This is a genomic window from Mesorhizobium tianshanense, assembly GCF_007830515.1.
GTDB classification, from domain to species: domain Bacteria; phylum Pseudomonadota; class Alphaproteobacteria; order Rhizobiales; family Rhizobiaceae; genus Mesorhizobium; species Mesorhizobium tianshanense.
The window spans coordinates 1-21,493 of the sequence record NZ_VLKT01000081.1 but is presented as its reverse complement, the minus strand read 5'-3'; the positions used below and the strand labels follow the sequence as shown (position 1 = coordinate 21,493).

The 21,493-nt window shown below is 56.9% G+C and carries 18 protein-coding genes and 2 pseudogenes; 9 read left to right on the top strand and 11 right to left on the bottom strand.

Annotation, left to right across the window (positions count from 1 at the left end; all coding sequences use genetic code 11):
- On the bottom strand, positions 1 to 521 hold a 521-nt coding region (locus IQ26_RS35475), incomplete at its 3' end, for an SDR family NAD(P)-dependent oxidoreductase (protein ID WP_240547409.1).
- 9 nt (positions 522 to 530) lie between these two features.
- Complete coding sequence (locus IQ26_RS35470; protein ID WP_145723052.1) at positions 531 to 1,292, bottom strand: SDR family NAD(P)-dependent oxidoreductase; 762 nt, start codon at positions 1,290 to 1,292, stop codon at positions 531 to 533.
- Positions 1,293 to 1,894: 602 nt separating this feature from the next.
- Between IQ26_RS35470 and IQ26_RS35465 the strand changes: the two genes are divergently transcribed.
- From IQ26_RS35465 to IQ26_RS35425, 8 genes and pseudogenes are all read left to right on the top strand, one after another.
- Entirely contained in the window at positions 1,895 to 2,254 is a 360-nt protein-coding gene (locus IQ26_RS35465) for a SemiSWEET family sugar transporter (RefSeq protein ID WP_145723051.1), read from the top strand.
- Between the two features lie 470 nt (positions 2,255 to 2,724).
- Positions 2,725 to 3,891, top strand: coding sequence for a M24 family metallopeptidase (locus IQ26_RS35455; protein ID WP_240547408.1), 1,167 nt, complete (start codon positions 2,725 to 2,727; stop codon positions 3,889 to 3,891).
- Between the two features lie 149 nt (positions 3,892 to 4,040).
- Complete coding sequence (locus IQ26_RS35450; protein ID WP_145723049.1) at positions 4,041 to 4,358, top strand: response regulator; 318 nt, start codon at positions 4,041 to 4,043, stop codon at positions 4,356 to 4,358.
- Positions 4,355 to 4,612, top strand: coding sequence for a tautomerase family protein (locus IQ26_RS35445; protein ID WP_276316461.1), 258 nt, complete (start codon positions 4,355 to 4,357; stop codon positions 4,610 to 4,612). Before IQ26_RS35450 ends, IQ26_RS35445 begins: the two co-directional genes overlap by 4 nt.
- Before the next feature lie 437 nt (positions 4,613 to 5,049).
- Positions 5,050 to 5,850 (top strand): NAD(P)H-binding protein, encoded by an 801-nt coding sequence (locus IQ26_RS35440; RefSeq protein ID WP_145723047.1) that lies wholly within the window; start codon positions 5,050 to 5,052, stop codon positions 5,848 to 5,850.
- Between the two features lie 313 nt (positions 5,851 to 6,163).
- Positions 6,164 to 9,133 (top strand): NAD(P)-dependent oxidoreductase, encoded by a 2,970-nt coding sequence (locus tag IQ26_RS35435; RefSeq protein WP_145723046.1) that lies wholly within the window; start codon positions 6,164 to 6,166, stop codon positions 9,131 to 9,133.
- Between the two features lie 110 nt (positions 9,134 to 9,243).
- Positions 9,244 to 9,321: pseudogene (locus IQ26_RS35430) on the top strand (electron transfer flavoprotein subunit beta/FixA family protein); the annotation flags it as partial.
- Between the two features lie 73 nt (positions 9,322 to 9,394).
- Positions 9,395 to 10,320 (top strand): annotated as a pseudogene (locus IQ26_RS35425) (electron transfer flavoprotein subunit alpha/FixB family protein).
- 535 nt (positions 10,321 to 10,855) lie between these two features.
- Here the strand turns inward: IQ26_RS35425 and IQ26_RS35415 are convergent.
- Positions 10,856 to 11,833, bottom strand: a complete 978-nt coding sequence (locus IQ26_RS35415) for a phytanoyl-CoA dioxygenase family protein (RefSeq protein WP_145723044.1) — start codon at positions 11,831 to 11,833, stop codon at positions 10,856 to 10,858.
- A gap of 46 nt (positions 11,834 to 11,879) precedes the next feature.
- A complete protein-coding gene (locus tag IQ26_RS41740; protein WP_420846412.1) occupies positions 11,880 to 12,254 on the bottom strand; it encodes an SET domain-containing protein-lysine N-methyltransferase in 375 nt (124 codons plus the stop codon).
- Between IQ26_RS41740 and IQ26_RS40825 the strand changes: the two genes are divergently transcribed.
- Complete coding sequence (locus IQ26_RS40825; protein WP_240547407.1) at positions 12,156 to 12,800, top strand: hypothetical protein; 645 nt, start codon at positions 12,156 to 12,158, stop codon at positions 12,798 to 12,800. The genes IQ26_RS41740 and IQ26_RS40825 overlap by 99 nt on opposite strands.
- A 954-nt stretch (positions 12,801 to 13,754) precedes the next feature.
- Here the strand turns inward: IQ26_RS40825 and IQ26_RS35405 are convergent.
- The 7 genes from IQ26_RS35405 to IQ26_RS35375 all read right to left on the bottom strand — a co-directional run bounded on the left by IQ26_RS35405 (position 13,755) and on the right by IQ26_RS35375 (position 20,553).
- Positions 13,755 to 14,918, bottom strand: a complete 1,164-nt coding sequence (locus IQ26_RS35405) for an HAD-IIA family hydrolase (protein WP_145723042.1) — start codon at positions 14,916 to 14,918, stop codon at positions 13,755 to 13,757.
- Complete coding sequence (locus IQ26_RS35400) at positions 14,915 to 15,364, bottom strand: SET domain-containing protein-lysine N-methyltransferase (RefSeq protein WP_145723041.1); 450 nt, start codon at positions 15,362 to 15,364, stop codon at positions 14,915 to 14,917. The genes IQ26_RS35405 and IQ26_RS35400 overlap by 4 nt, the downstream gene beginning before the upstream one ends.
- A 4-nt stretch (positions 15,365 to 15,368) precedes the next feature.
- On the bottom strand, positions 15,369 to 16,289 hold the full coding sequence (locus IQ26_RS35395) for a PLP-dependent aminotransferase family protein (protein ID WP_240547406.1): 921 nt from the start codon (positions 16,287 to 16,289) through the stop codon (positions 15,369 to 15,371).
- Positions 16,290 to 16,636: 347 nt separating this feature from the next.
- Entirely contained in the window at positions 16,637 to 17,659 is a 1,023-nt protein-coding gene (locus IQ26_RS35390; protein ID WP_145723039.1) for a beta/alpha barrel domain-containing protein, read from the bottom strand.
- 46 nt (positions 17,660 to 17,705) lie between these two features.
- Positions 17,706 to 18,512, bottom strand: coding sequence for an SDR family NAD(P)-dependent oxidoreductase (locus tag IQ26_RS35385; RefSeq protein WP_145723038.1), 807 nt, complete (start codon positions 18,510 to 18,512; stop codon positions 17,706 to 17,708).
- Positions 18,513 to 18,561: 49 nt separating this feature from the next.
- A complete protein-coding gene (locus IQ26_RS35380; protein ID WP_145723037.1) occupies positions 18,562 to 19,761 on the bottom strand; it encodes a family 3 encapsulin nanocompartment shell protein in 1,200 nt (399 codons plus the stop codon).
- Between the two features lie 27 nt (positions 19,762 to 19,788).
- The gene (locus tag IQ26_RS35375; RefSeq protein ID WP_145723036.1) at positions 19,789 to 20,553 is read right to left on the bottom strand and encodes an SDR family oxidoreductase; all 765 of its coding nucleotides are present in this window, start codon (positions 20,551 to 20,553) and stop codon (positions 19,789 to 19,791) included.
- Positions 20,554 to 21,493 lie beyond the last annotated feature (940 nt).

Here is a 21,493-nt window from a genome sequence, read left to right as displayed (position 1 = left end):
ATACCATCCGGCCCGAGATCAACTGCCAGTCCCAGCGTAAGACCATGCACGCCGGCCTTCGTGGCCGCGTAGGCAGTATGCCATGGGTTGACCATATAGCCCTCGACCGACCCGATGTTGACGATCGTGCCCGAGCCGATACGTCTCATTTCCGGGACCACATACTTGGCCATTAAAAAGGGACCACGGAGATTGACCGCCATAAGCCTGTCCCAATCCTCGGCAGTCTGTTCGTCGATGGACTTATGAATGACCATGCCGGCGTTGTTGACCAGGACATCGATCCTGCCGAACTTCTGCAGGATCTCGTCAACGAATGTGCGAATTGAGACCTCTTTTGTGACGTCGAGAGACATGAAGGTGAGCCTCTCGGCACCGCCGGGATCGGCGGCGCGCTTGTCCCGCAAATCGCCGACGACAACCATGGCGTCTTCATCAGCGAGCCTCTCGGCAATCGCCCGCCCTATGCCTCGATTGCCTCCGGTGACGATGGCAACTTTGCCTGATAGCCGACTACCCAAGAATTTCTCCTATCCTGCCGTGAAGCCGCCATCTATTGGAACAGCAACGCCCGTGATGTGCCTGGCTTCCTCGCTCGCGAGGAATAGCGTCAGGCTTGCGATTTCTTTCGGCGTCGCCACGCGACCCTGGGGTACTGAATCAATATTCCTTTGTAGGATCTCGTCCACGCTAACTGGCTTGCTGTGGGCCGACACAAGCATGGGCGTATCCACGGCGCCAGGGCAGACGGCATTGATGCTGATTTGCTCTTTAGCGTGATCGAGCGCCATGGCGCGTGTCAACAAAACGACCGCGCCCTTCGATGCACAATAGGCAACCAGCCCGGGACAGCCAACCAACCCCACATTCGAGGCTATGTTGACAATGCTTCCGCCGCCGGTCTTCCTCATGGCCTTCACCGCGGCGCGGCTAAAGTAGAACACACCGCTGACATTGGCGTCGAAAGTCTGGCGCCAATCATCATCCGTGGTTTCGAGGGCGCTTCCACGCCGGATGATACCGGCGCTGTTGACCAAGACGCTGACCTTTCCGAACCTTTCTACGCTGGAATTAATCACTTGGTTGGCGAAGGCCGAGTCAGCCACATCGCCGAGCATCAATTCGGCCGGACAATCGAGTTTCTGAACCGACTCTAAAGCTCGTCGGCCCCGCTCTCGATCGCGGCCGACCAATACGAGTGACGCCCCTGTCGCGGCGAAGGCCTGTACGATGGCCTCCCCTATCCCCGACGTTGCGCCAGTAACGATAACCACCTTCTTGGAGTGCGTCATAATTTCAATTGCCCAGTAAAAGTGATGAGGCTTGGCGGGTATCTCCGGCGGCCTGCTTAGTGATCTATGCCAGCATACGGCCTGTTCGCAAGCGACCAAAAAGTCATGCGGCGGACAAGCTGAAGTCATGGCGCGCGTTGGACATCGATGGCGATTCCGTGGCAACTTTTGCAGGCCCAGGAGAGATCAGAGACAGATATGGCGTTGGGGCCGGCTCCGACCGAGTTGAAGCTGATCCGCAAACATGGTCATGACACCTGGTTATCCGGCCCATCAATAATACTCATTTGAAGTTCGATTAGCCGCCGTCTTATACTTCTTGCATCGATGTTTATCCGCATTGTGTTTAGCCGCATTGTGTTTAGCCGCATTGCAAGCTCGATATACGAGGCTCATTGAAGGTTAGCACATCTGTTTCTAAGGCCCGGATCGCTCTGGATGCCGTTCGCCTCGCGGAGGTAAACGAAGTCACGCCGACTTGTGCCGAATGTCGCAGTGCCGTTGCGCGTTTTTTACTTAAGGGCCGCCGACTAGCCTGAGCAGCTCTGCCGCGACAACCACCCGAAAGGGTTAAACGGAAAAGCCAGCAGGCAATCTCGCACATGGATTGGGTCACGGTTATTGGTTTCCTCGCGGCTCTATGCTCGATGACCAGCTTTACCCCGCAAGTCTGGAAGATCATCAAAACCCGGGACACGAGCAGCATTTCAGCACCGATGTACGCCATTTACGTGCTGGGACTTGCGTTCTGGCTGACCTTCGGAATTCTGAAGAACGAATGGCCCCTTATCGTCACCAACGGCGTGTGCTTGGTGCTTTCGGCTTTCATTCTCGTCATGACGCTCCTTCCTCGCGCGAAGAAGGATGCCGTTGCGGACGCTTTCGACCCCGCCGCCTCAAGCACCGAGCGGTCGGGCGGGCGAGCTCGTCTGGCCGATCCAGAGATAAAACGGTCGAAATAACGCGCATCGCAACCTTCAAAGTGAATGGCGTCAATGGCCGGCTTCCCGTGCTCCTGAAGTGGCTTAGTGAAACCGACTACGGCATTGTCTGATTGCAGGAGCTGAAGACGTCGGAGCGGGTATCTCCGGCGGCCGTTGGCCTTCATACCGCCGGTTTGCAAACGTCCAAGAAGTGATGCGGCGGACAAGCTGAAGTTACGGCGCGCTGGACATCGGTAACGGCCTCGCGCAGCCTTTTACGACCCTTGGACATGGTCATGACTCCTGGTTATGCGGCCGGCCACTAATACTCATTTGAAGTGCGGTGCGCCGCTGCCTATAGCTCACGAACGTAGCATTTCTGCGTGACTGATCAGCAGCATAGTCGGAACATGTACGAGGGCTCTATGACGAATTCTAAATTGAGTTCACCAGGTCCGGATGGGTTGGTACTCCATGACAACTGGAGCGACTTGCGGCAGTTTCGACCAATGCCGGATATCGACTTTAAAAGGCTCGATGGATACCGGAAAGAGCGGCTAAGAGCGGCAATGCGCCAAGCTGATGTCGCAATGTGTGTCCTGGTGAGCCCGATTACCATTCGATATGCGATCGACTACAATGTCTTTCCCTTGTTTCAGTCGCATATTCCGGCCACCTATGTCTTTGTTCCCCTCGATGGTCCAATCACCCTTCACCTAGCCGCCGACAGCAACGGATCTTCCGCGGACAGTGTGAGGCAGGGAAGGCCGATTTCGTTTTTTGAGGGCGGTAACGAACTGTTGGATGCCGCAAAACTCCTAGCCGACGATATTGTAGGTTTCTTGAGCGAAATCGGGACCACCAATCGCAAGGTGGCAGTGGAATATGTGAATCCGAGCATAACCCAGGCCCTGCTGCGGCGCGGTCTAGAGGTGATTGATGCGGTGGACATCGTGGAAGGGGCGCGGGTCATTAAATCGGATGACGAGATTGCGTGTATCCGCTGGGCCTGCGCCGTCGCCGAGCACGGCATTGCGCGTATGCAGGAGAGCATGGGGCCAGGCGTAACGGAAGTGCAGCTTTGGGGACTTCTCAACTATACCAACCTTGCCAACCAGGGCGGCTGGCATGAGGGACGAATGTTAGCTTCCGGGCCGCGAATTAATCCGTGGCTCCAGGAAGCCACCCAACGAGTCATCGAGCCGGGAGACCTGGTGGGATTTGACACCGATATGGTAGGCCCATTTGGGTATTTCTGTGACGTTTCACGGACATTCTACTACGGAAAGAACCCGCCTAGTGCGCGCCAGCGCCAACTGTACCAACTGGCGTATGACGAATTGCAGACCAACATGAAGCTTATCCGACCAGGCGTCAGCATGAAGGATCTGCAAGCTTCAGCTTGGCCAGTGCCCGAAGAATTTCGGGAGCAAGCTTACCCCTGCGTTATACACGGAGTAGGCATGTGCGATGAATATCCGCAAGTTAAACCCTCATTCCGTGGTCCGATTGCGTATGATGCGACACTCAAAGCAGGCATGGTCATATGTGTTGAAAGCTATATTGGCGCCGTCGGCGAACGAGACGGCGTGAAGCTTGAGGAGCAATTGCTCGTTACGTCCGACGGCTACGAGTTGCTTTCAAACTATCCTTTTGACGAACGTCTCCTGAGTTAGGACCTAGTTCGACTCCCAATTACTACGTGAACCTACCGCCATGTAGCAAAACTCACGAAGGCAAGGCTACGCCAATGATCTACGACTGCGGCACTACGGACCGACCGAGGAAATGAAGGACAGGATGCGAGCGGTTTGCTCGGGATAGCGTGCCGCTTTTCGAAAACACGGAGATTAAACTAATCGACTTCTGGACCTCGGAGGAACGAGTGGGGGAACAAGAGCTCATAAACCGCAAAATCTTGATCGCGGAGGATGACGGCATCGTTGCGTTCCAACTGAGCGACACTTTTGTCAATGAAGGCGCGAACGTCATGTATCCGATCGACACGATCGAGGACGCTCTCGACGTGATCATGAAAGAGCGCAATTCACATCACAGACGGTCAAATCTCGCTTCCACCAGGCCCGGCCTTGGTTTGGAGATCGTCGAGGCAATGTTTAGCGCCCGCATTCCAGAGTTTTGAGCAAAGGGCGCTTAGAGCGCGCCGGCAACTGTTATCAACCTGCTCGCCAGAGAACAACGAAGGAGCAAGCTATGCCCGTAATCCATATCGAAACGTTCAAGTCTGATGACGATAAGAAAGCACATTTGGTCGCTGAGATTACAAAGCTGTTCTGTGACAAGATGAACTTAAGGCCAGAACAAATCCATGTGGTGTTCGATGAGTATGAGCCTAACAACTGGGCGACCGGCGGCAAGCTTTGGTCCAGCATGTGATGTGGCCTGCTGTCTCTGCGACCTGCGGGTTAATCTATTTCCGGTGAGGAGATGATGTGGCAAAGGGCGAATTCGTCTTAAAGTTTGCCCGGGACGCGCGGTAGTGCTGGAAGGGTCGTTCTGAATGCCTTGCGCCCGCGGAGGGACCGATGCCACGCCGACTTGGGCGGAATGAAGTGGTACCGTTCTTGCGCGTGGTGGCCGTGGCTTTACTTAATGGCGGCGGACTCTCCTGAGCCGCTTCTGCCGCGACAACCGCCCGAAAGGTTAGACGGAAGACCAGCAGGCTGGCTCAGCGAAACCGACTGCGACATCGTCTGTTAGCACAAGCTGAAGACGTCGGAGCGGGTCTCCGGCGGGCCAATGAAAAATGATCGAAGCCTTCATCGATAACCTTGGAGCGCCCTGAGCACCACACATCCATGAAAGGAAGAACCATGATCCTCATCACCGGAGCCTCGGGTCAGTTGGCATCGCAGATCGTGGCACGGGCGCGGCAGAAGGGCATTGCGATTCTCACCGGCAGCAGAGCAGCCACTGCTGACCGGCACATAGACTTCGACAAACCTGAAACGCTCGACTTCGCCGGGGTTGAGACCATGTTGCTGACTTCGGCGGGCTCTGCCGAAGACGATTGCGTGATGCGTCGGCATGGTGCCGTTCTGGCTGCTGCCCGCGCTCAGGGGGTGAAGCACGTCGTTTATACGAGCCTCACCTATGCTAGCGATCATCTCGCCTTTGCCCTGGCCCATCGCTGGACCGAGCGCGAGCTTCGGGCAAGCGGCATGGCCTGGACCATCCTTCGCAACGGTCTCTATGCAGAACTGATCGGCGATCTCGCCGCGCCGCGCGGCGGGCTGATTGCCACGCCTTTTGGTGATGGTCGGATTTCGGCCGTCGCAAGAGCGGATCTGGCCCAAGCGGCGCTTGCTGTACTGGGCGATCCCGCTGCCCATGCCGGCCGCTGCTATGAGTTGTCGGGAGCTACCGCATTTTCGATCCCGGATCTCGCACAGAAGATAGCAGCCACTTATGAGCCGAGCAGCTTTGAGGAGGAGCGCGCGCGGCTTTCGTCCCAGTCACTGTTCGCCTTCCAGCCGCCGATGCTGATGTCCATTTCGTCCGCCGCGGCGGCCGGATTCCTGGAAACACATGCAACAGATCTGACGGAGTTGGTGCCTATGCCGCTAGACGCGCTAGAGATTGCCTGCGCCGTCGCTCGACAAGCGGCACAGTAGCTTCTGGTGCACCTGGAAAAGTCCGATAAGTCGTCTTTCTTAGCTCGGCTCATAAGAAAGAGGCAGTCTTGCCTAACAGGCGAACGTTAAATGGGTCGCGTCCCGACTCTCATCTGTTTCAAGGAGTTAATCGAGTGCGGGTGTAACCGGGGCATATTACCGGTAGTCAGGCTTGAGCGGCTTACCTAGCGAGGTCCGGGAGGGCGGGATCGGATAGTTCGATCTCGTAGCCCACGCCGACAATTGATTTCAACACTATACGTCCCACGGCTCGGCACCGCTTCGCTGCCCAGGCCGATAAGAAAGGATCTTCATGATTTCAAATAGCGAATTGCTTGCTCATCGCGAGTCTGCACTCGAAGAGACGAGGGTTGGCGCGCCTTCCATCCCATTAAACCCATTCTTTGGCGTGGGGCCTATAACCGACGCGACGACCGACGAGGTCGACAGCCGGCTGCGCCGCTACGAGTTTGATCGCTGGATCGAGAGCACCTATCGCAAGTTCGACGACACCGGAAAAGACATCGGAGCGTTCACCACGGCGGAACTGTCGCGGAGCATGCATCGCGGTTATCCGGCCGACAAGATCCTTCTGGACATGATGCGGGCGATCCATCGCTACTTCGAGTTCCCGAAGTCGAACCGCATCGCTGTGGGCCTTGGTGGCGGCCATAGCGGTTATACGGTCTGCGTCCAGCATCTCCTGAACGCGAATGACACGAACCAGCGCGTTTACGTCGACACGCCGCGCCCCGAAGGCAGCGATGCCGACACCTCGGGCTTCTTCCGCCAGTCGTGGGCGACCCAGCTCATCGAAATGCACCGCTTTGCCGAGAAGGGCGACGAGAGCCGCATCCATTTCGCTCAGAAGGAAGGCGCGATCCCATTTGCCGAGACTCTTGCCGACCTCGGCATTTCTGTCTTCGTAGGCGTCGGTCACGAGACTACGGGCGCGAACTCCTACACCAACGAGGAAATCCACGAACTCTTGACCTGGCTGGACGGTGATCCGGAAAACCGGCACGCCGTCTTCGACGCCACCTCCATGCTCGGTGCGATGCCATGGTCGCCCGAGACGGTGCGGGCAGTCATGGCCAAGTGCTGCCTCTTCATGCCGTTCCAGAAGGCGATCGGCGGCGTCTCCGGCTATTTCGTCGCTTCCTTCACGCCGGCGGCCCTCGCCCTCATCGAGCGCAACCAGAGCAATCCATGCTGGGCCATTCCGCGCCAGCTGAAAATCGCGCCGCCGCTCGATCCCAAACAGCCGCTCAGCAGCAAGCGGTCCGTCGATGCCGGCCCGTTCTACGACGCGCAGGAAGATCGGATGCTCGGCGGCGTCATCAACACCTACAGCGCACTCGCCTTTGCCGAAACGACGTTCGGCCTCTTGCAGACCGAGCGGCGTATCGGTTCCGTCATCGAGCTCAACAAGCGCTCGGCCGCCAATCGCGAGGTCGTCAACGAATGGGTCGGCCGCAACCCGTTGTTCAGCCTCGTCGTCAGCGAGGAAGAGCGACGCGGCGCCGCCGTCACGCTCCTGAAGGTCAATGACGGTGCCATCTCATCGTCGGACCTGCACGCCCGCATTATCGCGCGCTCGAAGCAGTTGCTCGGCTACGAGGGCATCACCCATCCGAACGGCGAGCACGAGACGGGTCTCGATGCCGCCCGCTATGTCAACGCCTTCCCCGGGACGCCCGGCGACTATCGCGCCTGGGTCGGCGGCATTCGCGAGCCGTCCGACATCACGGCGCTGCTCGAAAACATGAAATACGCCTATCTCCGCGCCAAGATCGTGGTGCTGGAGGAAGAGCTGGAACGGCACGGGAGCAAGGTCGACTATGCCCCGTCCGGTGCCGATGCCGGCGAAGGCGTGCGTGAAGGGACTGTCAAGGTGCTGATTGCCGACGCCATCGGCCTGCGCTTCGGTGCTGATGGGCGCCTCGATCATAGCGAGGTTGCCGCCTATATCGGCGAGAAGGGCGGGGTTTTCCACGAGACCTCGATCAAGGCGGCGAATACGGCCGACGACGGCCGGATTCATTTCTTCTACCAGCCGCACCTCAGTACCGCCGATGAAATTCTCGCCGAAGCCGGCGACGGCCGATACGATGCGGTCATCGCCGCCGCCACCTTCATTCCCGCCGGCGCAAAATTCCGTCTCGGCGGCGTGCGCATCGGCACTGGAACCGGCAACATGGGGTCCGCCTCATGGGGCGGGACGAACGGGGAGCGCGGAGAAGCACCACTCATGAACACCCCCGGCATCAACAGCCGCGCGACGGCGCAGATGGCTATCAAAGCTCTGCTCAAGGTCATGCCCGACCTTCCGGTCGACGCGCTGCACGACAGGGTCGTGAAAGGCGACTTCGACACCGGCAAGAACCTTGCCGAATATCCGACCGAAAAGCTCGAAGGCAAACGGATAGCGATCCTCGGCTACGGCAATATCGGCCGGGAACTGGCCCGGATCGCCAAAGCCTTCCACATGGATGTCGTGATTTATGCCCGTCCGGCGCACCGCGACAATATCCTTGCCGAAGGTTACGACTATGCGGAAACGCCTGTCGCCGCCGCGAGCGGCGCGGATGTACTCTCCGTGCATCTCGGCCTCGGCCGGCAGGATCTGGCCACGGGCGCCTTCTCGAATGCCGGGCTGGTCGATCGCAGCGTCCTCACCGCGCTGAACGATCGAGCCGTGCTTATCAACTACGATCGCGGCGAACTCGTTGACGTTGCCGCGCTCGACGAAGTGCTTTCGTCCGGCAAGGTCCGGCATGCCGCCATCGATGCGGATATCTTCAAGGGTGCCGAAGGCGTGACCGGCCCGATGGAGCCCTATCTTTCGCTGCTGCCGAAGCATGCCGACAAGCTGGAGCTTCTCCCGCATGCGGCCGCGGATACCGACCACCCGACCCGGGTCGCCGGCACCAAGCAGGCCGTCGATCAGCTGGTCGATGCGATACGCTATCGTTTGGTCACCAACCTCAAGGGTGATCTTCCGGGCGGGTACATCTCCAATGGATCTAAATCGCCGGTCGGAATCGCCCAGGTTGCACGCAGCGACGTCGCTCGACTGGCCGAAAATACCGAATTGCTTGCGGAACTTCGGACCGCGAGCGAAGCGATTACCTCTGTGATCGGCGCGCTCAGTGCAATCAATGATGCGGCTCATCGCGAACGCGTTGTCGATCGTTACCGCGCTTTACTGGCCACGAGCATCTTGAAGCAAAAGCTGCTGTTGGATGGTGCCGGGCTCATCGCCCCGCCGGCAAAGCTTTAATCAGCCTACGCAACGTCTGGCTTGATTTGTACCAAGCCAGACTTTTCAACATTGGAAGGGATGCTTTGGGAAAGGCGATGGCTTGAAAGGCTGACCTCCTGAGCACCGGCGGCTGCAAGGCGGGAGTCAAGGTGAAGAGCGTCGCCAAACTGGTCGACAAGCTCAAGAACGAGGCCGGAGTATTGTAAGCCCGTGCCCCCCGACAGGTGCAGACTTTCGGGATCAGGATCACGGGCACAAGGAATTTGAAGGAAGCGAAGAATGTCAATTCTCCTCATCGCCGAATACGACAGCCAGACCCTGTCGGATCAGACCGCCAAGGCGCTGTCGGCGGCATCGAAGATCGGCGCGGACGTTGACGTGCTGGTCGCCGGTAACGGCGCCAGGGCTGCCGCGGACGCCGCCGCGAAACTCGCGGGCGTGCGCAAGGTGTTGCTCGCGGAAGCCGCCGAGCTGGAAAACCGGCTGGCCGAACCGCTGGCGGCAACCATCGTTTCGCTCGCCGGCGGCTACGACACGATCATCGCGCCGGCGACGACCTCCGGCAAGAACGTGATGCAGCGAGTCGCGGCCCTGCTCGACGTGATGCAGTTGTCGGAGATCATCGAGGTGGTCACGCCCGACACTTTCAAGCGTCCGATCTATCCCGGCAACGCAATACAGACGGTGCAGTCGACCGACGCCAAGAGGGTGATTACAGTGCACGGCCTTCTTCCAGGCCACACCCGAAGGCGGCTCTGCCCCTATCGAGACGGTCTCAGCCGCGGACAACCCCCGCCTGTCGGCTTTTGTCGAGAACAGGCTCTCGGGCGGCGAATGTCCAGAGCTTACCTCGGCGAAAATCATCATCTCGGGCGCCGCGCGGTGGGCTCCTCGGACAAATTTCGGGAGGTCATCCTTCCCGTCACCGACAAGCTCGGCGCTGCGGACGGCGCCAGCCGCACGGCGATCGACGCCGGCTACGCGCCCAATGACTGGCAGGTCGGCCAGACCGGCAAGGTGTTCGCCCCCGACCTCTACATCGCCTGCGGACGTATCCGGCGCCATCCAGCATCTTGCCGGCATGAAGGATTCGAAGGTCATTGTCACCGGCAACAGGGACGGAGGCGCAGATTTTCCAGGTCGCCGACTACGTCGTCGTCGGCGACTTCTTCCTGATACTCCCAGAACTCGAAAAGGCAATCTGATCAATGACATCAGGTAAGAAAAGAGCAAACAATGTGAAGAACGGCATTCGCGGAATCTTATTTTCTTTGGTAATTTGCACAGCTCTATTAGGAATAATTATGGAGATATTATATTAAGTATTTTACACGACAATTCCTCTTGCGAGTATACTTATTTAGTTCGGACGCTTCTTAAATAACGCCAAGGGGAAAAAAGTGAGATTTGGCTCAAGCGGTGCGACTGATGCCCTCGGATAAACGGGGTCTGCAGCCGTTTCGTCCGACTTCAAACGCGTGCTGCACTACGCGCACGTGGACGTCTGCACGCCGACGCGGGGGCTCACTCGCGTGGACGCAGTGCTCCGCGCGAGCTATTGGCGGTGTGCGCATCAGAAGTGTGAACGACAAACGTTCATCGACTGCCTGCCGACGATTGCTCCCCCTCCGCGCCGAACTCCCCGACAACGTCCAACAAAGTTCAGCGCCAGCTGGAAGTTGCCGTATGGCAAAAAGATCGCCAAATGCAAACCGTGCTCTCAACTTCAGCGATCAAAAACTAGATAATTGGGCCGCAAAAGCGAGAATTGCGAAGCTCATCTCCATCAGCAATATCCACAAATTGTGATCCGTAAATTGTCTGCTTTGGATTTCCCCAGTTGACGCCCATTCCCATTCCACCGCCGCTATGCGTTTCTCCCTCAAACATCCCACTGTCGAGACGAGAGCGCCAATCTAGAAGACGAATGGCTACAGCCAAACGCGAATTCGGCCCGCTCTGTTTCAATGGACTTGTTCGATGCCAAACTGACTTTGTAAACAGTAGCACGTCTCCGAGGCTAAATTCGTCTTCCACCTTATTCTCCTCGAATATCTCCTTCAGTAGGCTCGAAGTAGAAAATACTTTCTGCAGCGATGATGACATGGCACTGATGTCGTCGCCCTTGCTAATCTTCTTTGAAAGCAAACTTGAGAGCTGATAATTGAAAACGCCGGACAACAGGTTCTCTGGGATGTATGCCATACCGCCGCCGTCCCTATCTGGATCGATGTTATTCAAGGGAATCCAGATACTATACCCTGGGTCGATCGGCCGAATGAACCGGAAGCTGACGGAGTCGTAATGCCAAGTGAAGCCGGTCTCGCCTTTTCTCAATTCTAAGGCCAGTCCCTCGCTCATTATGAGCGGGTTGCCGATAAGGCTGACCACTATCTTGCGGAATGAGTTGGCGGTGTAGATGCGTCGCAACACGCCAGTTTGCCCAAGGCCATAAGTGAGTCGCTTGAACTCGCTTCCGTAATTTGTGTCGAAGTCCGACGCTGATCTGACGTGCAGCAAGGCTGCCTCTCTGAGAGCCTGGATGCAGGCAGGACTAAGCAATCCTTCGATCTTGATGAAGCCATTCTCTTTAAATCTTTCGCTCTTCTCCAAAGGAATATCGACCGGATTCACGAAACATCTGGTATCATTTGCGTCAACAACATCATGCGAGACGGTAGACATGGCCAACTCACTCTCTTCGAATTTCTGTATCAACGGGACGATTCCAAGTGCTAGGGACCGACAAACTTTCAAGGCATCCCTATCGTCTCGGAAACTGCCCAGGATTTTGTTGAGAAAGGTACGGTGCGTAAAATCCCGACACGGGTATCGGAGGATCGCGAGGCAACTTGTGGAAGCCCCCGGCTGCACCTCGGCAATTTGCCGCTGAACAAAGACAGGCTGATACGCCTATGCATTCGAATTCCGACATAGCGTAGTCGAAGGTCACTTCGACACCGCAAGAGATTTTCTGAATAGCGAAAAAGTCGTAGGCTCCGAACCGATTGGGCACGATTGCTAAATTGGGATCACAGGAATGATTCAAAATGATAGCCGGACTCTCAAAGAGGGCATGAACATCCCAGTCCAGTTGAATCGAGTTCGTCGTCCGAATACTTTCCACGCGGTCAAGTATCCTATTGATAACAATTTCCCCCGGCAGGAAATCGCGAGCAGCGAATACGCCGCGCCCCTTATCGCCACCGCTATCGAGCACTCTTACGTTGCGGGCATTGAGTTGCTTTGCGCAGCCGACATCGTCTGTCAAGATAGACAAACTGTTGTTTATGCGTGGGGTGGACATGACCAAATTTCTTCCTTTGAGCTTATTTTTGAGGGAGGTGGGCTTGCCGACACCCCTCTAGTAAAATGCGATCGACGCCGACCCCGAACAATTCCCTCCCCTTCCTCCGGGTTACCCGCGGCATTAATGAAGACTTCAAAATTCATGCCAATCTGGCTGATCGAGTTGAAGAAGAATCGTTTATTGCTTTTTCAGCTATTTAGGCTGGTGCAAAACAGGAAAATGGCAAAACAGCCTTTGTGTCGGCCCCGACAATGTCGGAAATGGTTCGAGACCGCTGTTGGCCCCTCGCCGGAGAGCCATGGGAGTTGCGTCCGTCAAGTTCAGCAAAATGGCTTGGCGGTGTCGGCGTCTGCCACGCAGCTTCTCCGTGTTTGACGGAGCGGCGGACGCACGGCTGCGTGATCACGCGGCAATGCCCTCAGCGACTCCTTGAGCTCGCGTAAATGGTCTATGCTGAGGTAGTGTTTCGACCGCTAACGCCTGGGAAGATCGAGCTGCCGCCACCCGCATTGTTGACGAACATGTCAAGGCGGCCAAATGGCGGGCACTTCACTCACAAGGGTCTCTACAGCCGATTCCTGAGCCAAGTCGCATTGGAAGAACCGACCGATAGCAGACAACTCTGCTTCCACCGCCGCACCTTTTCGGGGATCCCGCCCAACCAGCGCCACCAAAGCGCCTTCCGCGCCAGTCGGTGGACGATTTCCCGTCCAATATCAGAATTGCCGCCAGTGACCAATGCAACCTTGCCACTAAATCGCATCGTGAAGCTTCACCTAGACCCTGCGTCGCTGCAAAAGGCGAAAATTGAACGGGAATGACGCCGCGAAGTTGGGGTATACCCGCGAGGCGCTGGAAACGCAGATCGTAGGATAGGATGCGGGAAAGAAAGTTTTGTTGAGCGTTTTTGGCGTTATGGGTTGCCCGAAGTCGTTGAACGTGACGAGTTGCTGCGGGAGATGGACCGTTTGCATGTCACTCTGGTCGAACTTGGGGAACAATTGTCGACAGCGCTCGCCGTGGAGGCGTCACGCAGGCACATCTGTTGGGGGCATCGTCCTTTCTCCTGTTCCGCTCCGCAAGCCGAACCGTATCAGGTGGCACGACTTGCCCCATAGTTTTTTCTCTCTGAGGGCGACGCCGCGGAAAGACTGGAAGGAGGAGAGCCCGAGGCCAGAACGGCAAGAAGGCTGGCTAGGAAGACACCGAACGTAGGGTCAGGTTTTGCAAACGCTTCGGTTAGTCGCGGCACATCTCTCATCATCACAACCCCTTCCGCCGAAATAAATAGTCGAAACGATTATCGCCATTTCCCTCGTGCTGCCGCGTTCAACCGCTGCCGCCAAGACCCGCCTTGTCCGCTCCGCGATTCTCGATCCAAGCTGCCCAAACCCGATCTGTTGTACTGGAACGCATCGCCGATCGAAGGTGTGGAAACAAACTGCCGTCGAAGATCTGATCGAGGTTCTTTGCGACATAATCGGGAGCGCCGTTCTCGTTTTGACGCAACTCGCCGCAGTTGTTGAGGCCAGTGGTTACGAGAAGTGCGTCGAGCCCGGCAGCCTTTGCGCCCTTGATATCAGTATCAACCTGATCGCCGATCATCAAAAGACGGTCGGTACCGGCCCGAGCGATGCACTCTTCGAAAATCGCTCTTCCTGGCTTGCCCATAAACTCTACTGAGATTGGAGGAGCTCCGAAGGGCGCTAGTCCTGCCTGAAGCATTGGCCCTATTATGTTTGGTCCAAAGACGAGTGAGCCGTTCTTGCTAGGATAAATGATGTCCGCGTTTGCCGCTATCATACGGGGCATTTCGCCCGTCTCGACCAGTCTGCGTTGAAAGGTCGACAGGATGTGATCGGAAGCCCCCTTAAAATCGAAACCTTCGTCATCGAGCACTACGAGTGTGTCGAATGTCTCGGCCGTGTCAGCGCAATGAAGATTTGGATGCTTGCCGAAGATCTCATGGGCAGCGTTGGCACTGCCCACATACGAAACTAGCCGCTCGGCCGCCAGCTCTTCGAGTACGCGATGTCGCGCAACACCTCCCGCGGACACGATACGGTCGACCGCCGGAATCGGAAGTCCCGCGCCGCGGAGACGTGCGAATATCGTTTCTTCCGATCCACTGCTGATATTCGTCACGATGTAGTATGGCTGACCGGACATATTAAGTCGGGACAAGACATCAGCAGCACCGGGGAGCGCTTCATTTTCGCTGATCAGGACCCCCATCGCGTCGAAAAGTATCGCGTCATAGCAATCTACCAGTGTCTGAGGACGCTCGAGCGTTGGTAGGCTGTCGAGGGCCGCGGTCAGAGCACAGGCCGACTCCGTCCCTGGCTGAACCGCACGCGCCTTAAACGGCGGAAAGTAGCCGTGATAAGCCTCTTGCAACGCTCTGATGCGCCAGTCGTCGCGTGTGATCTTGCCGCGGCAGTGTGGGGCGCCACACTTACAGCCGGAAAAGCCGCCTTCCGGAAATCCGGTCATTGCGTAATCAGGAGCTCGACGGGCCCCTCCTTGATCGCAACGATATGTTGCATCGCCACAAGCGTGAGTGCATCAGATAGGCCGACAGTCGGCTCACAGCTATGATTGATTGCTCCGATCCGTGAGATCTCATCAGCGTTTTCGGGGCAAACGTACCAGCGCGGGTGAGCCTGATGGCCGAACTTGCCCACCTTCGCCACATAGGCATCGATAGAATCGGCTGAAACGAGGCGGCCACCGAACCGTCCAATGATTTCGCCCTTGCGGACGGGCCTTATCGCGAAAAGGCCATGTCCTGTGGGGTCAACGCTGCGTTGCATCTTGACGACTCCTGGAGCCCATTTGCGCGCTGGGGGCAGAATCTCCTCCGGCAGTTGGACACGAAAGTACAGACTTGCAGTATGTTCTGAGTATATCGGCCGCCTTTGTTGAGTATCATTGGTCATGATATCATCCCTGAACAAGCTCTCTGTCACGCACGACTATCGCGTCGGGGGGTATGCTGGCCTCGCACGCCTCGCTGTAAGCCCAGGCCAGCCACTCGCATAAAATCGACAAGTCATCTGCCTCAACCGTAGGCCCCGCCCATATCCGAAATCCCGGTGGCGCATCACCGTAGCTCCAGATGTCAAAAGCCGCGTACTCGGCTTCGAGTAGACGGATCATCCCCGCAACGATTTTACCGTCGTCCTCTTTATCGCCGGCAGCGAGCTGCTCTCGTACAAGCCGAAGAGTAATTGAACAGGTGGAGCGTGCTGCTGGATTCGTGCAAGTCCAATCAATCCAAGGAGTAGAGTTCACCCAGTCGGCCATCACAGCATAGTTATTGGCAACCCTGTTCAGAAGCGCGGGTAGTCCGCCGCACGCTTCGGCCCAGTCGAGCGCAGAGTGGATATCCTCGACGGCGAACATGCTGGGGGTCGAGATCGTCCGGCCGCCAAAGAACGCTTTGTTCACAGATCCGTCGGGGCTGTGCAGTCTCATGAGCCGGGCTACAGGCTTACGTCCGCCGGCTTTCAGCCGTGCCTGGGCTCGAGGCGAGAGCGCGATCATGCCGTGGCCGCCTTCGCCGCCAAGCGCCTTCTGCCACGACCAGCACAGAACATCGATCCGATCGAAGTCGATGTGCCTCGTAAAAGCTGCCGAGACGGCATCTGCGATCACAAGCCCGGCACGATCAGGAGGAATCCAGTCAAGATCCGGTGGACAAACACCGCTGCTGGTGCCGTTTAGCACTAGAACGATGTCGTGATTGGGGTCGATCCTGCTCGTGTTCGGAAAATCTCCGTAAGCACAAATGTGCCGGCTTTGGGGGGCAAGCGCCAACGTATCGATCTCATTTGCCCAATACTGCGAGAAGCTGTCTGACAAGAATGTCTCGACTGGAAAAGGGCCGAGTAGATTTTGTAAGGCCATGCTGCAGGCCCCAGTGCCCGAACCGGGCACGATTCCGCAAAGCCAGCTATCAGGCAGCTCTAGCAAAGAGGCCATGCGCCTGATTACCTCTCCTAGCCTTTCTGCTCCCTCGGAGCTCCGGTGACTTCGTCCAACATAGCGCAGCATAGTCGGGTGCACGCTCCAACCAGGATGTTTACGGCAAGGGCCTGATGCAAACCGCGGATCCGAGGGGAGGACCGATGGTTTCACAACCGCATTTGGTAGAGTCATGGCTTCCTCCAAATTGGGAAAAAGGGGCACCTCAACGGAGATATCTGCGATCAGGCGATGTCCTGCGCCATCAGCGCCGACAGCTTTTCATTGGTAAAACTCATCCGTTCATCGGCGCGGAGGTCCGAAAGGCGCCTGATAATCGCGGCGTCAGACAATGCCCCGCCTTCACGTAGCTTTTGAACATAGGACGGATGGATAAAGTTTGAGCCCGCAAATTGATATGCCGCGCTGCTGCCCCAGCCATACCGTTTGCGAAGCGGATCGAAGTGACGCAGGACGTGCTCGAGGAGTGCACGTTCCTTAGATGTTTCGAGGCGAGTAAGAATCGGTAGGAGCTGCTCACTAGCCGTATTTCCTGCCCCGCGTCCCATGCCCCCCATGGTGCAGTCTATCCAGGTCGCTCCCGCCGTCGCGGCCGCCACTGAATTGACCAGCGCATATCCGCGGTTGTCATGGCCGTGGAATCCAATGTCAGCCTCAATTCGACCCGCAAACCGGCCGACAAATTCCTGAACGCGAGTCGGCTTCATAGAGCCAAAGGAATCGGCAATATAAAGCACGTCGATGGTGTCGATCTGCTTTACCTCCTTCAGGCACATCTCAACTTCTGAAGCATTTGCTGCATCGATCTGCATGAGATTCAAAAACACACGGAAGCCCCTGTGAGACAACTCAGCGCAAATGTTCCGGCAGGCAGCCAAGTTGCGGTAATGTGCCGCCACGCGGACGGTCGTGATATGCCCTGGCACTAGTCCTTCTGTCAGGCGGATCAGGGCAAGGGGTATAGGCAGTTCGCTCGCAAGCACATCCTTGGCATCGATCATCACGCATGCCTTGACCAGGAGACCAGCAGCCACCTGTTCGGCCTTAGAGCTCGTCACACTGGCGTAATATCCGTGGCTCTCAGGCTTTCCGGCGAGCCCCAGCTCGACCATACGCACTGGGAGAGTGTTGATAGTAGCGACATAGTCCGACACCAGTCCCGGCGCGAACTCCCAACCTGTGTAGTAGCCACCGTCGCGCAAGGTGCAGTCTAGGAAGTTCACTTCATCTGGTATTGTGCTTAACATTGCCCAGCCTCCTCGAAATACCGCCAAAACATCAAAGCATCCTGCATCAGCTCGCGGCGTAGCCCCCATCGACATAGAGAATCTCGCCTGTTATGAACGATGCAGCTGGGCTCGCGAGGAAAATGTAAGGACCGAAATACTCGGACAAATTGCCGCGACGTCGCATCGGAGTGAGTTCCATTGCGCGGCGCTGATAAGGGCTATCGAGATTAGGGTGCACCCCATCCATGAAGTTGTTGATGAATCCAGGTGCGACGGCGTTTACACGAATACCCTTATTGGCCCATTCTACCGCCATGGTGCGCGTCAGTTGATTGACGCCACCCTTGCTCGCAGCATAGACAGTCAGGCCCGGTATGCCGAGCGAACTGGCGACCGAAGAAGTCATGATGATGCTGCCGCCGCCTTGATCCAGCATTGCTTGGGCAGCAAACTTGGCACAATAATAGTAGCCACGCAGATTGGTATCGACAATTTCGTCCCATTCCGGCTCTTCATATGAATGCGCTGGCTTAATGATGTCGATACCTGCGTTGCAGACCATCACATCGATCTGCCCAAACCGGTCGACCGTGCCACCGATCAGTGCCTTGCAATCGTCGTGCGACCGCACATCAGCGCGTATAGCCGTCACGTTGATTCCTTGGCCCGCAAGTTCGGCCTCTGCTTCGGTCAGCTCTTCAATATTGTGCGAGGAAAGGACTATCTTCGCACCCAATCGTCCAAAGCAGGTGGCGAGTGACTTCCCTAGACCGCGGCTCGAGCCCGAAATGCAGACTACCTTGCCATCAACTCCGAAGAGCTCCTGGTATCCTTCTGCGCCAATTCCAGAAGTACGAGTTGTATCAGACATAATATATTACCCAATCCAGCTATGATTCTCGCTTTAGTTCAAGTCAGGGTCATCGTTCAGCAGGCAGGACCGGCGGGATGCAGATCGCAAGAGCGGCGATGCTCGCGACAGCAAAGTAAATAGCTTGGAAAGGCCCAACGCTGTTTTGAAGATAGCCGCCCGTGGATTTCCCAAAGGTTGTGCCGAACCCAAGAAAGACATTGGCGGTCGCGAAAATAGTCGTGGCGTTTTCAGACGTGGCCGTCTTGCTTATGGAGGCCCGGATCAAGCCATAGACTGCATAGAAGGCCAGACCGAAGCAAATTGATGCCCGCGGTAGAACCAATGCATTGTCCTGAAGCGCGATGAGCACACCATAGTAGAAAAAGACATTGCGATGCTCCTCCGTCGTCCCAGTGTGGCTCATTTCGCACTTCACAACCGCTATCGGCAGGCTGACGACAAGGCGCTCCTTGAATGAAGCTTCAAGCCGGTAAATTCGGCCACCATCCGTCGCTTTGCCGGCTTCTCCAATCTTCACCGTGGAGCAACCTGCATCGAAAAGACGCGTGCCAAGGTCAAAATCGCCCTCAATGCCTTGGTTTTCCGGCACAAGCCGCGTACGAGTGATGCGAACTCCACTTGATTCAAGCTTTCGGACAGCATCCGAGGTCTGCACCATTGTCCGGTAATCGCGAGGGTTGAGGAACATACCTCCCGCGGTCGCCCCTTGCTGTTCTACCGTGTTGCAGGCCTCGAGAGCGCAGATACCCGGATCCCCCGAGACCCGCTCCACGTTAGCAATGCTGGGCATGTTGAGGAGTCCATGAGGCCCGTTCAGAAGGGCGTGGTTCTCAGCTGTAAGGAGCCGCGGCACCAGCCGTGTGGCAATAAATGAAGTTAGCGCTTCCGTATCGCGGAACATCGCCTCGTGCACGCCAATCCAGGCGCGTGTGGGATAGAGATCAACCGTTTCGGCATGACCAAAGGCGCGTTGAAACTCAGGAAGCGCGTCGACCCCCTCAGCTGCCTCAACCACCTCTTCAGAATTCATTTCATACCAGTAACCCGACTCGCGCTGTGAAAGATCGACTACCTTGAATTGATCGCGCACTGTCAGGCGCGGCGTCGGCCGGTTGGCGGAGTAATTTTCAAGCGTCAGAAGACTAAAGGGGAAAGTGAGTTCCTGGTCAGGACGATCGCGAATACACGCATGGGCGATTGAACGGCCGAGATCGATGACGGTTCTATTTGCGTTGGCTTCGTTCATGCGACGGCTCCTAGTGCGACGAATTGATCAGACGGTTGCACTCAACCCACCATCGATGACGATCAGGGCGCCGCTAACGTAGGCCGCGCGGGCGCTGGCCAAGAATGCAGCAACTGCTGCGAATTCCGAGGGATCGCCAAGGCGTCGGGCCGGGGTCCTATCCTCGAGCGCACGGATGGCTTCGGCGTGGTCGCCGAGGCGATTGGCTTCGTGAATCGCGGTGCTGTGTGCTCCAGGCGCAAGCACGTTTACTGTGATGCTCTCCCCCGACAATTCTTGTACGAGCGTATGGCAGTAGGGCACTAGCCCTGCTCGTGCGACACCCGACAGCGCGAAATGTACTGGGGTCCGTACAATAGCCTCGGAAGCGAGCATCAATATTCGCCCCGCCCGCGAGCGCCGCAGATACGGCAAGGCAGCCGTAACTAGATTTATCGAAGGTAAAAGCACTCGGTCAAACGCATCGTCGAAATCCTTAGGCGTCATGGCCGAGGGTGGCCCGGCAGAAACGCCGCCGCAATTTGTCACCAAGATGTCGATACACCGAAAATGCTCTGCTGTTTCGGCAACCCAAACTGCTGCATCCGCGCAGTCAGTTACATCGGTCGTGCGCGCCAGCACTTCGGCGCCTGTGCTGCGCAACCGATCCACTGCTCTTTCTAGCCGCCCCGGATCCCGCCCACAGATGGACAGGCGGCAGCCTTCGTTGGCTAACTCCTCAGCTGTCGCTAAACCTAAGCCACTGGAGGCGGCCGCGACCATTGCCACCTTGCCGTCAAGCCCCAAATCCATTTTTTACCCCCTAATCAACAAGACCACGCTTCTTGGCACCGTTGTAGACAGCCAAGCATGTACCGTGCCAAACGAAAAAATTTGCTCAAAACAGTAGGATAGCCCTGCTGGTAAAACTTCGGTTTGCTGTAGCCGTGCATGATGATGACACAAATGCACGGAATCCGACGTAACTCCGCCGTCCTTCCGATAGGTGACCGGTCGCCTTCCGGTTCTGAAGACAGCGTTGGGTAAGCAACTTAAAGCTTTGCCGCAGGCGAATTAGTCGTGTACAATATTGGTCGCGTCGTCCTCGCGACGCGCTCGACCGCTACCAAGCCTCGCCGCGCCAGTAAATCACGAAACTGTCGAGCCATTCGAATACGCCAAGGGCGATCTTCTGCGTCGCGTATAGCAGCATGGCTTCGTCTCCATTCTTGGCCGCACCATGCGTTAGTGCAGGGCCTTCGCCTTCAGGCCAACCGCCACAGACGGCGTCTTCGACGCCTGGTTCTGACATCAGAAAATAGAAATCATCGACCTTAATGCCTTGGGGCGATAGCATGCAAAACTGTTCGCGATGTCCTCGCGCACCTGTTCGCGATGTTCCGGACCAAACACGCAGGAGGCGCGGCGGTGAGCCATTTCGAATGGGTGAAGAATCTGACCCACAACTCTTTCGGCTTGATGGAAAGGCGGCGGAGAGAGCGACGAAACCAGACAATCGCCACAGCGTCGACACCATCATGCGGCTCAAGGGCGGGCCAGGATGATCCTGGCGAGCGACAGCCCCTGTCGCAACCCGTTCGAAGTCGCCAACGCACCACTATGGCTGCGGCTTCGTCAGCTTGGCCCGATACTCCTCATCCAAGATGGCGGGCAGGGATATCTTTTTGGTTCGCGCGCCGTCGACGGAGATCATTTCACCGCTAACGAAACTGGAATCCTCGCTGGCCAACCA

Coding starts and splice junctions, on each gene's coding strand:
- IQ26_RS40825 (WP_240547407.1), top strand. CDS start 12,156: ATGATTCAAAATGATAGCCGGACTCTCAAAGAGGGCATGAACATCCCA.
- IQ26_RS35385 (WP_145723038.1), bottom strand. CDS start 18,512: ATGTCTGATACAACTCGTACTTCTGGAATTGGCGCAGAAGGATACCAG.
- IQ26_RS35455 (WP_240547408.1), top strand. CDS start 2,725: ATGCCGGATATCGACTTTAAAAGGCTCGATGGATACCGGAAAGAGCGG.
- IQ26_RS35400 (WP_145723041.1), bottom strand. CDS start 15,364: ATGACCAATGATACTCAACAAAGGCGGCCGATATACTCAGAACATACT.
- IQ26_RS35380 (WP_145723037.1), bottom strand. CDS start 19,761: ATGAACGAAGCCAACGCAAATAGAACCGTCATCGATCTCGGCCGTTCA.
- IQ26_RS35465 (WP_145723051.1), top strand. CDS start 1,895: ATGGATTGGGTCACGGTTATTGGTTTCCTCGCGGCTCTATGCTCGATG.
- IQ26_RS35405 (WP_145723042.1), bottom strand. CDS start 14,918: ATGACCGGATTTCCGGAAGGCGGCTTTTCCGGCTGTAAGTGTGGCGCC.
- IQ26_RS35470 (WP_145723052.1), bottom strand. CDS start 1,292: ATGACGCACTCCAAGAAGGTGGTTATCGTTACTGGCGCAACGTCGGGG.
- IQ26_RS35375 (WP_145723036.1), bottom strand. CDS start 20,553: ATGGATTTGGGGCTTGACGGCAAGGTGGCAATGGTCGCGGCCGCCTCC.
- IQ26_RS35435 (WP_145723046.1), top strand. CDS start 6,164: ATGATTTCAAATAGCGAATTGCTTGCTCATCGCGAGTCTGCACTCGAA.
- IQ26_RS35440 (WP_145723047.1), top strand. CDS start 5,050: ATGATCCTCATCACCGGAGCCTCGGGTCAGTTGGCATCGCAGATCGTG.
- IQ26_RS35390 (WP_145723039.1), bottom strand. CDS start 17,659: ATGTTAAGCACAATACCAGATGAAGTGAACTTCCTAGACTGCACCTTG.